The sequence below is a fragment of the Pseudoalteromonas sp. SG41-5 genome (assembly GCF_014164495.1).
GTDB classification, from domain to species: domain Bacteria; phylum Pseudomonadota; class Gammaproteobacteria; order Enterobacterales; family Alteromonadaceae; genus Pseudoalteromonas; species Pseudoalteromonas rhizosphaerae.
In genome coordinates, this window is the sequence record NZ_JACJFH010000102.1 from 1 (window position 1) to 15,367 (window position 15,367).

Sequence of the window (15,367 nt, forward strand, 5' to 3'; positions counted from 1 at the left end):
ATCAATAACGCAGTATAAATCGCTTTTAAACCAACCCGTTGGGCGTTTCACAGGCACTTACTCTCATCGTTGTTACTTCTTAAAAGGGACTGCCATTCTTGCAAAGTAACGCCTTGATATTAAGCACCTGTGAAACGCTGAATTCTGCATCTAGAGGCAGTTTGGGTATATAGCAAGTAATTGTGGTGTAAGACTTTGGTAATCAACTGCCATGGCGATACTCAGTGCAGTGATATTCACAATTGAAAACGCAAATACTTGGCGTGCCCAACCACTAATATCAATATTACGACGATAACCTCGCAGCGCCATTAATAACCACCAAAAACTAGTAGTGCAAGCAACAGCTAAAAAAGCCATACCGGTATAACCGCCAATGGTTAATAACATCACCACTAACGCATATACCGCGATATACAACACAATATGATGTTTAGCTTTATCAATACCTTGCGCTACCGGTAATACCGGAATACGCGCAGCTTGATAGTCTTTATAACGAAAAATAGCAATCGCATAAGAGTGCGGCATTTGCCACAAACTAAACATTACTAATAAGATCAACGCGCCAACATCAAACTGTGCTGAAACAGCGCAGTACCCTACAACTGGTGGTACTGCTCCTGATAAACTACCGATAAACGTGCCATACACTGAGCGACGCTTCATATATAAGCTGTAAACACCCACGTATATGACATAACCAAACACAGCAAAAAATACCGCAATCCAGTTAGTAAAAACCATTAGTAAAGCAAAGCCTAGTAAGCCAAGTACTGTGCCATGCAGCAAAGCCGTAGTTGCAGACATTTCACCGGTAACGGTTACCCGTGTTCGCGTGCGCGCCATGCGAATATCAATATCACGGTCGATCACATTATTGATCACGCAACCTGAGGCTACCACCAGCGATAAGCCAACTAATGTAGCAAGCATTAGCCAGCCATCAATATCACCACGCGAGGCGAGTAAAAACCCACCCGCAACCGAGATCAAATTACCCATGATAATACCGGGCTTAGTGACCTTTAAATAACGACGAAACATCTGCAGTTCCCCTATTCTTTGCTTTACGAAAACGTACTAGCTGGGGCTAGTACATCATCATGGCGTTCGATTCGTAGATGATCCATACAGACAGGCCAACCACCATGACGATGATCAGCGCACTGAAGATAAACGATAACGAACTGGCTTTACCGTCTTCGGTGGTAAAGTTCAGGTGCAAGAAGTATTTTAAATGCACCCAAATTTGCACAATGGCCATTACGACAACACAGGCAAATGTGGTTGGTTTTGACAATGTACCGCTCATCACCGCCCAAAATGGAATGGCCGTTAGAATGATTGATAAAACAAAACCTATTAAATAGTCTTTAACACTGCCATGTGAAGCATCACTATGGCTTTGTGTATGTAGCTCATTTAATACATGTGATTCACTGTGGCTCATTACATCACTCCCATTAAGTAAACAACGGTAAATACGCAGATCCATACCACATCTAAAAAGTGCCAAAACAAACTTAAGCAACTTAAACGTGTAACGGTTGCTGGGTTTAAACCACGACGTGACACTTCGAACATCATCGTCGCCATCCAAATCAGACCAGCGGTTACGTGCATACCGTGTAAGCCTACTAAAGAGAAGAACGAGGTTAAAAATGCGCTGCGCTGCGGGCCATTACCATGGGCAATTAAATGATGAAATTCATAAATTTCCATACCAATAAACACAGCACCAAAAGCAAAAGTAATTGCCAGCCACGTTAATGTAGCGGCCTTCTTTTGCGCATGAGCTGAGATCATCGCAAAACCAAAAGTGATACTACTTAGTAGCAATGCAGCAGTTTCAACCGCTACAAAGTCCAGTTCAAAAATATCTTTGCCAGATACGCCACCCGCTGTATTCATATAAAGCACAGCGTAGGTTGCAAAAAATGAGGCAAACAATAAGCAGTCGGTCATTAAGTAAAGCCAAAAACCAAATACCGTATCGCCACCAGTATCATGATGCTCGTGAGCATGGGCATCATGATTGATGATATTTATATCTGCAGAGGTAGCACTCATGCGCTGAACTCCTTACCTTGGTTAAATGTTGTTGCACTTTTATTATGTGCACTTTCAATTTCAAGAATTTCTTCTGGTTGCACGTAGTAATCAACATCACTGGTGTAACAGCGCTTAAAGAATACCGTGATGCCAGCAATAACACCGACAATTGCCAACCACCAAATATGCCAAATCATGGCAAAACAGAATGTGGTAAAACACGCACTCATCATCACCCCTGCCGAAGTATTTTTTGGCATATGAATAGGCGCATAGCTTGCTTGTTGTTGATACGCTTGGCCTTTTTCTTTCATATCAGTCCAAGTATCGATATCGTGTACATGCGGTATAGTAGCGAAGTTATAGTATTGTGGTGGTGACGATGTTGACCACTCAAGTGTGTGTCCATTCCACGGATCGCCGGTTGTATCTTTTAATGCTTCGCGATTTTTAAAGCTCACAATAAGCTGTACAACTTGGAACAAAATACCAAACATAATGATCACCGCACCCACAAAGGCAATGTACAACCAGATATTCCAATCTGGGTTATTGGTGTGGTTTAAGCGACGTGTCATACCTAAGAAACCAAGTACGTATAGCGGCATAAATGCAACAAAGAAACCAATTAACCAACACCAGAAAGACGCCTTACCCCAACCTTCATGAAGTTTAAAGCCCATTGCTTTAGGGAACCAAAATGCGAAACCAGCCAAGTATCCAAATACCGCACCACCGATGATGGTGTTATGAAAATGTGCAATCAAGAATAGGCTGTTGTGTAATACATAATCAGCACCTGGGATTGCTAGTAGTACCCCTGTCATCCCGCCGATGGTAAAGGTCACCATAAAGCCAAGTGTCCAAAGTACAGGAACTGTGATGCGTAAACGACCACGATAAATAGTAAATAACCAGTTAAACAGTTTCACTCCGGTGGGCACCGCAATGACCATGGTCATTACGCCAAAGAAGGCATTAACATTAGCACTGGACCCCATAGTGAAGAAATGGTGTAACCAAACAATAAAACCTAAGATAGAAATTGCACCGCTGGCATAAACCATAGATTTATAACCAAATAAACGTTTTCCAGTAAAAGTGGAAATAATTTCTGAGAAAATACCAAACGCAGGTAAAATCAAAATATACACTTCAGGATGACCCCAAGCCCAGAACAGGTTGATGTACATCATGGCGTTACCGCCAGCTTCATTAGTAAAGAAGTGGAAATCTAAATAACGGTCTAGCGTTAACATAGTCAACACCGCAGTTAAGATTGGGAATGACGCAGCAATTAAGATGTTTGCCCATGTACATGTCCAGGTAAAAATTGGCATTTGCATTAAACGCATACCAGGGGCACGCATTTTAAATACTGTTACTAAAAAGTTTACTGCCGTTAATAGTGTACCAATACCTGATATTTGCAGTGCCCAAATATAATAATCGACCCCGACTCCAGGGCTAAAAGACATCTCCGATAGCGGCGGATAAGCCACCCAACCGGTTTTTGCAAATTCACCACAGAACAATGAAATATTAATTAATATTGCACCACCGGCAGTAAGCCAAAAACTTAAATTATTTAAAAACGGAAATGCTACATCGCGCGCACCAATTTGCAGTGGCAATACAATGTTCATCAGACCAATCATAAATGGCATCGCCATAAAGATGATCATGATCACCCCATGCGCGGTGAATATTTGGTCATAATGCTCTGGCGGTAAATAGCCTGTAGCACCACCTGTAGCAAGCGCCAATTGTGCCCGCATCATAATGGCATCAGAGAAACCACGAAACAGCATGATCAAGGCAAGGATAATGTACATCACGCCTAAGCGTTTATGATCGATTGAGGTGATCCAGTCGTGCCATAACACCCCCCATTTTTTATATTTTGTGACTAAAGCTGCAATCAATGCCCCTGCAATCACTACTACCGCCATTGTCACCATCAAAATAGGTTCATGGAACGGAATGGCATCTAACGATAATTTTCCAAATAACGACATAATTATTCCTCGCCCTCGCTGTGCATTGTGTGATTTTCATGACCGCTGTGCTCAGGCATTGCACTGTGCATCTTGTTCATATCACCATGTGCTTGCATATATTTCATAATGATGGTGTGGAACAAGCCATCATCAACATCAGCAAAATAAGTCACTGGGTTGTTTTCACTCGGTAATGCCAGTGCATCATAATTCGCTTTAGTGAGCGTATTAGCTTGGCTTTTCACCTTGTTTACCCACGTATCAAAGTCAGCTTGCGTTGGCGTAGCTATGGCATTAAATTTCATACCAGTAAAACCTGCACCGCTGTAGTTAGCAGAAAAGCCTTTAAACGTACCCGGTTCATTAGCAATTAAATGCAACTTAGTTTCCATGCCCGCCATCGAGTAGATTTGACTACCTAGTTGTGGGATGAAAAATGAGTTCATGGTACTTTCTGAGGTGATTTTATATTCCACTGGTACATTGGCTGGAAATACCAATTCATTAACCGTAGCAATACCTTGCTCAGGATAAATAAACAGCCATTTCCAATTCAGTGATACCACTTCAACTGTTAAGTGTTTGCCTTTACCTTCAAGCGGTTTATAAGGGTCAAGCTGTTGCGTTGATTGCCAAGTAATGACACCCAGTACAATCACTATCACAATAGGAATGGCCCAGACTGCGGCTTCAATTTTTCCTGAGTGTGCCCATTTTGGCGCATAAATTTGCTGCTCTTGGCCATCACGATATTTCCACGCAAAGTACAAGGTCATCACAATCACAGGAATAACCACAATTAACATCAGCACAGTGGCAATGATGATCAGATTTTTTTCATCTATCCCAACTTGCCCTTTTGGATCAAGCACCCCGCCTTTACAGCCAGTCAGTGCGAGCACAGTTGTGCCCAGAGCAATATTACAGAGGTTTCGAATTAACAAAGGACTATCCTACAACCTAAAATTTGATATGTGCTGCCCCTACAACTCTAAATAAAAGCGTAAAAACAACGGTTTGAATATTCCTCAGGTAACTTTTTAGCGCCATAAAAAATACTAAGCATCAAAAAAGCAATAAAGGAATTTGAGGGTGTTGGTTGAATCGCAGGTACACTGCGGCTAAGCGTTATTACAGCGGACAGAATCAGCAGATTAGTTAAAAAGCCAAACTATCTATAACGAGTAGCGTTCAACCATTAACAAGAGGTGGAGCACGACAACCATGAGCGCTGTGTACTACTAAAGATGTTTTTGTTTGACGAAAAGCAAAGGCTGCTTTGCGTAAAATAACCCCAGCACGACGCGCTGGGAAAAAGTGAAAAATCAACCAACATAAACCAATGAGTAACTGGCACGACACAACTGGATATGCCAAAAAGCCCAATACATTAATTAAAGATGACTCATATACAGCCCCTTCAGTTAATAAGCTTTTTAGCTCTGTCGCATCTTCAATACTACCATTTACCAGCATGGCTGAATTAATTAATAAAATAACTAATACAGAAAATAGCTCTCGTCCGGCAAAAAGTGCACGCGCACGCAACTGCCATCTACTAAGCGTAGAGTGCGTTTTTGCTGGCGGACAATTTTGCGAATTCAAACGTATATGGCCTTATTGGTTATATATTACGAAGTAAAGCGACTGGCTTTACGCTATTTTCCACTTCGTTGTTATGATCTTCATCAATAAAGTTTCAGTAATTACTGAAATTTCGGGAGGATTATAACAAAGTCAACACAAGCTACAAGTATAAAACAACATAGCGGGCTAACTTTTTATTAATATGTTGAATTACAGCTATAAAAAAAGCGCCATACTGGCGCTTTAAAAATAACTTAAATGATAATTGGCGGCTTTTAGAAAATAAAAAGCAACTCAAGCTAAGTTATCCCCTAACTTGAGTCGTCTTTTTGACAACATCTTCACACACAATTATAAAGATTCGGTTCTAATATTTTTCAATACGTATTGTAGATTCACTGATGAACAATAAGTTCATTTAATCGCGTGGCAGTAAATAAAAGCAGTTCAAGCTCAGGTTAACTAAACTTGAACTGTCTTTTTGACAACATCTTCACACACAATTATAAAGATTCAGTTTTAGCGTTGTTCATAAACACTGTAATTCAGTGACAAACTTTCAGTTAGTCTAATCATGTGGCAGTAAAATAAAAACAGTTCAAGCCCAGTTTGTACTAAACTTGAACCGCCTTTGACAACATCTTCACACACAATTATAAAGATTCAGTTTTAGCGTTGTTCATAAACACTGTAATTCAGTGACAAACTTTCAGTTCGTCTAATCATGTGGCAGTAAAATAAAAACAGTTCAAGCCCAGTTTGTACTAAACTTGAACCGCCTTTGACAACATCTTCACACACAATTATAAAGATTCTTTGTAAGCGGCTTGTTCATTTCGCTTCCTTGAAACTAAATTTAGTGTAATAGCTCAAAGCTTACAACTGATAAAAATAAATCTGATAGATGAAAAAAATTAACCCATAGACTTTAGTCTAAATTTTAGCCCTAAAATCAACTTAAATGTTCACAAAAAACTTTATCAAAAGATATTATTTTATAATAAACAATCAATTGAAAATAAAGCCCGTAAAGCATCACAGTTATGAGAAATGATTTCACTTAAAGTGAAGATAATTTTGGACCGATCCATATTAATATTATATTCTTAAAAAATTGCAAAATAAGAATAACAGGATATTAATATGATTCGCAAAACCATACTAGTTAGCTTACTTAGTTACTCATTTAGCTTAACTGCCGCACCAATCGCAATGCACCAAATTAAAGGATTAAACAAAGCAGCGATTACACACGCTGATCTTGCTCCTTTACTAGATACGTTAGCTGCTCACCCCAGCATAGAGCGAAAAAATTTAGGTCAATCATTCTTAGGTAAATCAATTGATGCATTTTATATTGGCTCGGGGCCAATCAAAGTTATGATGTGGAGCCAAATGCATGGTGATGAAAATACGGCAAGTGCCGCATTAACGGATTTTTTAAGCTATGCAATCGAAACAAAAAATGATGCATGGCGAGAAAATTGGCAAAACAAACTATCACTGATGATCATTCCTATGGTCAATCCCGATGGCGCACAGCTGCAAACCCGTTTTAATGCGCAAGGAATAGATTTAAACCGCGATGCTAAAACACTACGAACACCTGAGGGTCAGTTGTTAATGGCTGCAGCTAAGGTATTTAAGCCCGAATTTGGCTTCAACCTGCACGATCAAAACGCTTATTATGGCGCAGGAGAACAAGGTCTGCCTGCAACTATCTCAGTATTAGCCCCAGCGTATAATACGCAACGTGAAATCAACAACAGCCGTAGTAATGCTATGAAGCTCATTGCACAACTAAGTAAACTCGTAGAACAAACAATACCGGGGCATTTAGCTAAATATAACGACAGTTACTCTTATCGTAGTTTTGGTGATACATTTTCAGAAATGGGGATCAGTACAATTTTAATAGAATCAGGTGCCTACCCCGCAGATCCCAACCGTCAAGTAGCACGCAAAATGAATCGTATGTTGTACGTTCAAATGATTGACGAATTGGTATCTGGTAACTGGCAACAACAAGAAATCGCCACTTACCAAGCAATTCCATTTAATGCTAAAGATGCATGGGTTGATTTACTGATCGATGATGTAAAAATAAATACTGAAAAAGGCGGCTACCATATTGATATATCAATAAATAACAAAAACCAACAGGGCCATATTAAAGAGCTGGGGGATATTAGCAGTATTCGTCAAGGTTTTACTCAGCTTGACGCCAGCAAATTATCGTATGATAGCGGCAAAGGCTTCATCGTCAGTGAAATGAAAACTCTCACCAACAAACAATATAAAGCACTGCTTAAACAAGGTTATAGCTGTTTTAATGGGGATTTAGCAAAACTAACCAACAACAGTGATTGGCCCATATCATCATGTAATAAGCACAGTGCAATACCAAAGCGTGGAGCTAAAGCACACTTTTTACTACGCAACGATAAACACATCGAATACGCCGTATTAGGTAGTCAACTTATAAAACTTTAAATTTAAGTACGTTAGCCCTGTTCTCAGGGCTTTTTATTTTTTGCGATCTTTTTTGGCTATATTTTTACGTAGATAATAACGATACCAACCTAGCCAAGCCAACCCTAAACTTGCCAACGAGGCGATGATCCATAGCACTTTAAGGCTTAGCCCACCTACACTGCCATTATGCAGTGGATGTAGCCAGTTTTTGATTTGGTTACTTGTTCCTTGCTGCCTAAGATCGAAGACCTTCACTACCTCACCTGAGCGCGGATTAATATCAATATAACTGTTTGGAAAACGTGTCGATTTATCATCACTTACCTGCATGCGCAGTCGATAATAGCCTTGGTTTACGCTGGGAGTTTCTATCCATGCAAGTCGCGCTTTAGGCAGTTGTGTTTGTGCTATTTTCACAGCCTGAGTAACACTAATTTGCGGGTTTGAAAAAGTTAACTGTGGTGCTGGTCTTGCGGCACTTTCGACTTCACCCAGTGCCCAGCCAAGCAAGCCATTGGTCTCTTTGGGAAAGGCTAGCATCGCACCGGTACTAGTAAGAATAAACAAGGGTAACAACATCACTAAACCGATTGTTTTATGCCAATCGTACATGTGTCCTAATAAAGCAGCGCGGCGCTTAAAACGCAATTGCCTCAACCAAAAACCTGACTTAGGCCACCACGCAACTAAACCTGTGAGTAATAAGAGCGCGCTGCCAATTCCAAGGTAACCGACAATAATTGTCCCTGTACTGCCAAGTAGTAAAGTAAAGTGCAAGTTATACAGCCAAGTTACTAGGTAATCGCCCCAGAATGACTGTCTGAGCAAGGTGCTGCCATCAGCTGACAACCACACCATCATAGGTGCAAAATCCTGCCCTTGAGTCTCTTGAGGGTTATAATAGCGCGCCGGAATGAATTGTAGTTCAGGGGTCACTTCAAACCGCCACGGTCCCAGCTTATCTGGATACTGCATGCGTAATGTTTTTAATGCAGTGTTGTAATCACACGGTTGCTGCGCTGCATTCGCTAATTCCGGATGCAACCAGGTATCTATTTGCGGATAATAAACAAGTGCAGCTCCTGACAAGCAAAGGATCACAAAAAACATGCCAAGGCTTAACCCCAACCATAGATGAAGTCGCCTTGCCAACTTACGCCACGCGAGTAACTGCTTACTCATTAATACTTAAACTTAATTGCAGCAGATACAGCACGACCTTGTGCTGGGCTATGCAGAGTTTGCGAGCCATCCCACCATACATATTCATAATACTCATCAGTTAAGTTATCAACTTGCGCGCTTAACATCAGTGCCGAATTAACGTCATAACTTGCTTTAAGCCCAAGTTGAGTAAAGTCACCATATCGTCCTTGGCTATTACTTAGTGCTAATTCGTAATCAGAAAGCGCACGCAGTTTCGCAGCCAAGTTTAATTGCGTTGTTAATTAAGTTGTTAATTGATAATCAATGCCTGCAGTGAATAAACGATTAGGAATACATCATATTATACAGTCCATACGAGATTCACTGGGTGTGACATATTGTCGCAGTGGTCGATTACTTGACACATTTTAGCCGTAAGTGGGCATTAAAAAAGCGCCTGTTATTAAAGAGGCGCTTTTTAATGTATATTTGATAGCTATCAAGAGCTTATAATATTTGGTTTTCTTTCCAAACTTGCTCTTTTGCCATACGCTTTTTGCGTTTGTCGCATGGGTCATCACAATCACAGGCTTTATCAATGCCTACAGAGCCTAAACCACCACAGCTGCTGGCCATAGATTTCTTTTGCACTATCATGCCCACAGCCATCGCTGCGACAATTAAAAGCAGTAAACCAAACGTAAGAAGAAAAAGTGACATTGCTTAGCCCCTATTGATCAGCAATAAAATAATGCTTGATGATAATCACCAAGCTGTTGCTATTATAAACTGATTTAAACCGCGCTACAAATAGGGTTTAAATGCAGGGCTCGAATAAGTCACTAAGCCATCTTTTGATTTGCCGATCAGATAAACCGGTAAATCATTTTTTTCAGCATAGGCTTTGGCTTTATCCATCCCCATCACAGTCAGTGCTGTTGCAAGGCCGTCAGCTGTCATCGCTGATGGATGCAATACAGTAACCGATACTAGATCATGACGACTTGGCATACCGGTTGCTGGATCAATTAAATGGCTATAGGTAATACCATCCATCTCATAGTAAATGCGATAATCACCCGATGTCGCAATGCCGTTATTACCCGGCGCTAATACACGGTGCACTTTACGCACACCAGGCTCAGCATCCGGTTGCTCAATAGCGATACGCCAATCTTGATCATTCGGTTTTTTACCTGATACACGTAACTCACCACCAATCTCAACCATATAATCAGTTAAGTCATGGCTTTCTAATAATTCAGCTACTTTATCTATCCCATACCCCTTTGCAGTAGAAGAAAATGATAATTCTAAACCCGCTACTGTTTTCGCTAGGCCTTGCTCAGTCAGTATTAGTTTATCAACCCCAATTTGTGCAACCATGGCTGCGAGCTCTTCATCTGTTGGACGTTTTGTTGGTTTTTTATCAGGACCAAAACCCCATAAATCAATCAGTGGTCCCATGGTCACATCAAGAGTCTTAGTAGACTCTCCTAAGCGGATGGACTCGCTTACAACTGCTCTAAAATCACGGCTAATAGGCATAACTTGACCTGCGGGAAGACGATTAAAAGTGTTGATTTCAGAATCATCAATATAAGTCGACATTGATTGATTTATATCTTTTAGCAACAGAGTTACTTCTGGTAATAAATTTAATGAATCCAGCTTTTGTTGCTTGGCGAAGACCTTAATATGGTAAGTAGTACCCATAGTTTTACCTTCAAGGTATAACTCTTGGGGCTCATCATTTTGGCCACAGCCACTAATGAGTAAAGTGAGGGTAAGAAAAAAGATGGCAATCATGCCTTGTCGGTGAAAAACTCTATTCATAGCAGCCTACTTAAGTAATGGAAATAAAAAAGCCCCGTAACATATATTGCTACGAGGCTGATATTCTAACCAAAACTAAACTGTTTTGATACGGGTGTTAGCCACCGAAATCATCTAGTAAGATATTTTCGTCTTCAACACCTAAGTCTTTCAACATAGTGATAACAGCGGCGTTCATCATTGGAGGACCACACATGTAGAACTCACAATCTTCTGGCGCTTCGTGATCTTTAAGATAGTTCTCAAATAACACGTTATGGATAAAGCCAGTATAGCCTTCCCAGTTATCTTCTGGTTGTGGATCTGAAAGCGCGGTATGCCATACGAAGTTATCATTTTCAGCCGCTAGGCCGTCAAAATCTTCAACATAGAACATTTCACGCTTAGAACGTGCACCATACCAGAAACTCATCTTACGCTTAGAGTTCAAACGCTTAAGTTGGTCAAAGATGTGTGAACGCATAGGTGCCATACCAGCACCACCACCTACAAATACCATTTCAGCATCAGTATCTTTTGCAAAGAACTCACCAAATGGACCAGAGATAGTTACTTTATCACCTTCTTTAAGTGACCAAATGTACGATGACATTTTACCACAAGGTAAGCTTAAATCTCTTGGCGGCGGCGCAGCTATACGCACGTTAAGCATGATGATGCCTTCTTCTTCTGGGTAGTTAGCCATTGAGTAAGCACGAATTGTTTCTTCGTCTACTTTTGACTCCAGCTTGAAGAAACCAAAATGGTTCCAATCGCCACGATACTCTTCTGGTACATCGAAATCAGCATATTTAACGTGATGCGCAGGGGCTTCAATCTGAATATAACCACCGGCACGAAACGGTACTGACTCGCCATCAGGGATCTGTAGTTTAAGTTCTTTAATGAAGGTTGCTTTGTTATCGTTAGAGATAACTTCACAATCCCATTTTTTAACACCGAAAATTGACTCTTCAAGTTCAATTTCCATGTCATTTTTAACATTTACCTGACACGCTAAACGACAGCCTTCACGGGCTTCACCTTTAGAGATGTGATCAAGTTCAGTTGGTAAGATATCGCCGCCACCAGAATGAATGTGTACACGACACTGACCACAAGAGCCACCGCCACCACATGCAGATGATACGAAAATACCTGACTCAGATAACGCGCCTAAAAGCTTGGTACCTGCAGATGTTGTAATGGCTTTGTCTGGATCGCCATTTACGCCAATGATGATGTCACCGCTTGCAACTAACTGAGATTTAGCACCAATGATGACTAAAACTAGCAGTACAACGATAGCGATGAAAACACCAACGCCTAAGAAAATCTCATAACTCATGATTTATCCTCGCTACCTATTAAAGTGAAATGCCAGAGAATGACATAAAGCCAAGACCCATCAAGCCAACAGTGATAAAGGTAATACCTAAACCACGTAAGCCGTCTGGCACGTCTGAATATTTCATTTTCTCACGGATACCAGCAAGCAAAGTAATTGCTAGCGCCCAACCCACACCAGAACCGATACCATAAACCACTGATTCAGTGAAGTTATAGTTACGTTCAACCATGAAAGATACCGCACCAAAGATTGCACAGTTAACTGTGATCAATGGTAGGAAGATACCTAACGCGTTATAAAGTGCTGGGAAGAACTTATCTAATGCCATTTCAAGAATTTGTACAAGTGCCGCAATAACACCGATAAACGTCAAGAAACGTAAAAAGCTAAGATCCGCGTCAGGATAACCAAGCCACTCAAGTGCACCAGGTGCAAGAACCGCATGATAAACCAAGTTGTTAACTGGTACTGAGATACCCAATACCACGATAACTGCCACACCTAGACCGATAGACGTTGTAACTTTCTTTGATACTGCAAGGAAAGTACACATACCTAGGAAGAAGGCCAAAGCTAAGTTTTCAATGAAAACTGCTTTTACGAATAAACTAATATAATGTTCCACAGTCTGCCCCTTACCCTTTCGCTTCTACTTGGTCTTTCTTATAAGTACGAAGTACCCAAATGAATAAACCAATGATGAAGAATGCACTAGGCGGTAAAATCAATAGACCCATAGGTTGATACCAACCACCATCTTGTACAAGAGGGATGATTTCAACACCAAATAATGACCCTTTACCAAATAGTTCACGAATAAAGCCAACAGTCAGTAACACTACTGAGTAACCTAAGCCATTACCGATACCATCAAGGAACGACATTACTGGCGGCGACTTCATTGCGTATGCTTCTGCACGACCCATCACGATACAGTTAGTAATGATTAGACCAACGAATACAGACAACTCTTTCGCCGTAGCATAAGAGAAGGCTTGTAATACTTGGTCAACAACGATTACCAATGATGCAATAATGGTCATTTGCACGATAATACGTACAGATGACGGGATCTGGTTACGAATAATTGAGATAAAGAAGCTTGAGAACGCTGTTACCAAGGTCAATGCGATTGACATGATTAAAGCATTTTTTAAGCTCGACGTTACCGCAAGCGCAGAGCAAATACCAAGTACTTGTAATGCGATTGGGTTGTTTGCCAGTACCGGACCAAATAGGACCGACTTCATTTCTTTAGTATCAGCCATTATTTCAACGCTCCTTCACGTACTCTCGCAAGGAAAGGACCAAAGCCGTTTTCGCCAGTCCAAAAGTCAACTGTGTGATCAACACCATTTGAAGTTAAAGTTGCACCAGATAAACCATCAATTTGATGATCATTTTTAGCGCCGCTTTTTACTACATCAATAGGTAGCTCTTTGCCACCCCATTTAGCAGTCCATTGTGGATTTTGAATTTCCCCACCTAGACCTGGTGTTTCACCGTGCTTATAAAAGTTAATATCTTTAATTGTCTCGCCATCGCTTTCAAGCGCTAAGAAACCATACATAATACCCCAAAGGCCATAACCTTGGATTGGTAAAATGATAGCATCTGTAGAACCGTCTGCTTTTTTCGAGATATATGCAGGAGACTCATGAGTCATACGCTGAATACCAGCGATATCCTTAATGCCCTCTGCTTTTAATGCAAAGCTAATTTTTTGATCAAACTTGCTTTTTTCAAAATCGAAAGCGTCGATTTTAGCCTGAACTGCTTCGCCAGTTTGAGACTCACCTGTTTCCATATTAACTAGGCGAGTTTCGATCTTAGCTTTAAAAGTTTCTGATACAGAACCAGACACATCAATGCCCGCAGCTGCCAAGATATTTTTTTGAATATCTTGCGTTTTGTTAGCTTGCTGTAAAGGGCGAAGCTGAACTGAAGCAAACGATACGATGATTGCACACACTAAACATAGTGCTACAACAACGCTTAGCGTTTTGCCGATTGATTCGTTATTACTAGACATTACGTGCCAACCTCCGCTTGATATTAGCTTGCACTACGAAGTGATCGAACAATGGTGCGAATAAGTTAGCAAATAAGATTGCTAGCATCATACCCTCAGGGAATGCAGGGTTAATTACACGGATCATTACTACCATCACACCAATTAGTGCGCCATATGCGAACTTTGCTTTGTCAGTAAATGCTGCAGACACAGGGTCTGTCGCCATAAAGAACATACCAAAAGCAAAACCACCAAGTACAAAGTGCCAATGCCAAGGCATTGCAAATACTGGGTTAGTATCAGAACCAACAGCATTTAATAAGAATGCAGTTGCCACCATACCCAAGAATACACCAAGCACGATGCGCCATGAAGCAATACGTACGTAAATGAGGAATAAGCCACCAACTAGCAATGCAAGTGTAGATGTCTCACCTACTGAACCTTGAATGAAACCATAAAACGCATCCCACCAAAGAGCCATGTTGCTGTAATCAAGTGAACCAACAAACGCTTGACCTAGCATAGTTGCACCAGAGAATGAATCTACTGCGGTCCATACTGTGTCACCTGAAATTTGTGCAGGATATGCGAAGAATAAAAACGCACGACCCGCTAATGCAGGGTTTAAGAAGTTACGACCAGTACCACCAAAGATTTCTTTAGCGATTACTACACCGAATGTAATACCTAGTGCAACTTGCCATAAAGGAATGGTTGCAGGTAGGATAAGCGCGAATAACACAGACGTTACGAAGAAACCTTCGTTAATTTCATGCTTACGCACTGAAGCAAATATAACTTCCCAGAAACCACCTACAGCAAAAGTAACTGCGTAAATAGGTAGGAAGAAACATGCGCCATAAAACATTTTAGCGCCCCAGCCGGATTCAGCAGTTAATTCACCACCAAATATCTGGAACA

The 15,367-nt window shown here is 40.9% G+C and carries 16 protein-coding genes; 1 reads left to right on the forward strand and 15 read right to left on the reverse strand.

From position 1 onward, the window contains the following. Window positions 1-150 precede the first annotated feature (150 nt). The 6 genes from cyoE to H5232_RS19535 all read right to left on the reverse strand — a co-directional run bounded on the left by cyoE (window position 151) and on the right by H5232_RS19535 (window position 5,660). Entirely contained in the window at window positions 151-1,047 is an 897-nt protein-coding gene (gene cyoE / locus H5232_RS19510; RefSeq protein ID WP_182719108.1) for a heme o synthase, read from the reverse strand. Between the two features lie 46 nt (window positions 1,048-1,093). Continuing rightward, the gene (cyoD, locus tag H5232_RS19515; protein WP_149982037.1) at window positions 1,094-1,453 is read right to left on the reverse strand and encodes a cytochrome o ubiquinol oxidase subunit IV; all 360 of its coding nucleotides are present in this window, start codon (window positions 1,451-1,453) and stop codon (window positions 1,094-1,096) included. Beyond that, window positions 1,453-2,073: a cytochrome o ubiquinol oxidase subunit III gene (cyoC, locus tag H5232_RS19520; RefSeq protein ID WP_145241348.1), complete on the reverse strand. Its 621-nt coding sequence runs from the start codon at window positions 2,071-2,073 to the stop codon at window positions 1,453-1,455. Before cyoC ends, cyoD begins: the two co-directional genes overlap by 1 nt. Next, entirely contained in the window at window positions 2,070-4,073 is a 2,004-nt protein-coding gene (gene cyoB, locus H5232_RS19525; protein WP_149982038.1) for a cytochrome o ubiquinol oxidase subunit I, read from the reverse strand. The genes cyoC and cyoB overlap by 4 nt, the downstream gene beginning before the upstream one ends. 2 nt (window positions 4,074-4,075) lie before the next feature. After that, window positions 4,076-4,999, reverse strand: a complete 924-nt coding sequence (gene cyoA / locus H5232_RS19530; protein ID WP_145241343.1) for a ubiquinol oxidase subunit II — start codon at window positions 4,997-4,999, stop codon at window positions 4,076-4,078. Window positions 5,000-5,246: 247 nt separating this feature from the next. Then, window positions 5,247-5,660 (reverse strand): hypothetical protein, encoded by a 414-nt coding sequence (locus tag H5232_RS19535; protein WP_145241341.1) that lies wholly within the window; start codon window positions 5,658-5,660, stop codon window positions 5,247-5,249. A gap of 1,125 nt (window positions 5,661-6,785) precedes the next feature. Between H5232_RS19535 and H5232_RS19540 the strand changes: the two genes are divergently transcribed. Continuing rightward, window positions 6,786-8,135, forward strand: coding sequence for a M14 metallopeptidase family protein (locus H5232_RS19540; RefSeq protein ID WP_182831360.1), 1,350 nt, complete (start codon window positions 6,786-6,788; stop codon window positions 8,133-8,135). Between the two features lie 33 nt (window positions 8,136-8,168). Here H5232_RS19540 and H5232_RS19545 read toward each other — a convergent pair whose 3' ends face one another. The 9 genes from H5232_RS19545 to H5232_RS19585 form a co-directional block, all read right to left on the reverse strand. Next, window positions 8,169-9,299, reverse strand: a complete 1,131-nt coding sequence (locus H5232_RS19545) for a PepSY domain-containing protein (RefSeq protein ID WP_182831361.1) — start codon at window positions 9,297-9,299, stop codon at window positions 8,169-8,171. Beyond that, window positions 9,299-9,547: a TonB-dependent receptor gene (locus tag H5232_RS19550; RefSeq protein ID WP_182740362.1), complete on the reverse strand. Its 249-nt coding sequence runs from the start codon at window positions 9,545-9,547 to the stop codon at window positions 9,299-9,301. The genes H5232_RS19545 and H5232_RS19550 overlap by 1 nt, the downstream gene beginning before the upstream one ends. Window positions 9,548-9,770: 223 nt before the next feature. Beyond that, the gene (gene nqrM / locus H5232_RS19555) at window positions 9,771-9,983 is read right to left on the reverse strand and encodes a (Na+)-NQR maturation NqrM (RefSeq protein ID WP_149982042.1); all 213 of its coding nucleotides are present in this window, start codon (window positions 9,981-9,983) and stop codon (window positions 9,771-9,773) included. An 84-nt stretch (window positions 9,984-10,067) separates the two neighbouring features. Beyond that, complete coding sequence (locus H5232_RS19560; RefSeq protein ID WP_149982043.1) at window positions 10,068-11,099, reverse strand: FAD:protein FMN transferase; 1,032 nt, start codon at window positions 11,097-11,099, stop codon at window positions 10,068-10,070. Window positions 11,100-11,196: 97 nt separating this feature from the next. Further along, window positions 11,197-12,426 (reverse strand): NADH:ubiquinone reductase (Na(+)-transporting) subunit F, encoded by a 1,230-nt coding sequence (gene nqrF / locus H5232_RS19565; protein ID WP_145241329.1) that lies wholly within the window; start codon window positions 12,424-12,426, stop codon window positions 11,197-11,199. 19 nt (window positions 12,427-12,445) lie between these two features. Next, window positions 12,446-13,054, reverse strand: coding sequence for an NADH:ubiquinone reductase (Na(+)-transporting) subunit E (nqrE, locus tag H5232_RS19570; RefSeq protein WP_145241327.1), 609 nt, complete (start codon window positions 13,052-13,054; stop codon window positions 12,446-12,448). Window positions 13,055-13,064: 10 nt separating this feature from the next. Further along, window positions 13,065-13,697 carry an NADH:ubiquinone reductase (Na(+)-transporting) subunit D gene (locus H5232_RS19575; protein WP_145241325.1) on the reverse strand — a complete coding sequence of 211 codons (633 nt, stop codon included), beginning with the start codon at window positions 13,695-13,697 and terminating at the stop codon, window positions 13,065-13,067. Continuing rightward, entirely contained in the window at window positions 13,697-14,461 is a 765-nt protein-coding gene (locus H5232_RS19580) for a Na(+)-translocating NADH-quinone reductase subunit C (RefSeq protein WP_145241323.1), read from the reverse strand. The genes H5232_RS19575 and H5232_RS19580 overlap by 1 nt, the downstream gene beginning before the upstream one ends. Beyond that, the coding region (locus H5232_RS19585) for an NADH:ubiquinone reductase (Na(+)-transporting) subunit B (RefSeq protein WP_182831362.1) at window positions 14,454-15,367 on the reverse strand (914 nt) is incomplete at its 5' end. The genes H5232_RS19580 and H5232_RS19585, both read right to left, overlap by 8 nt.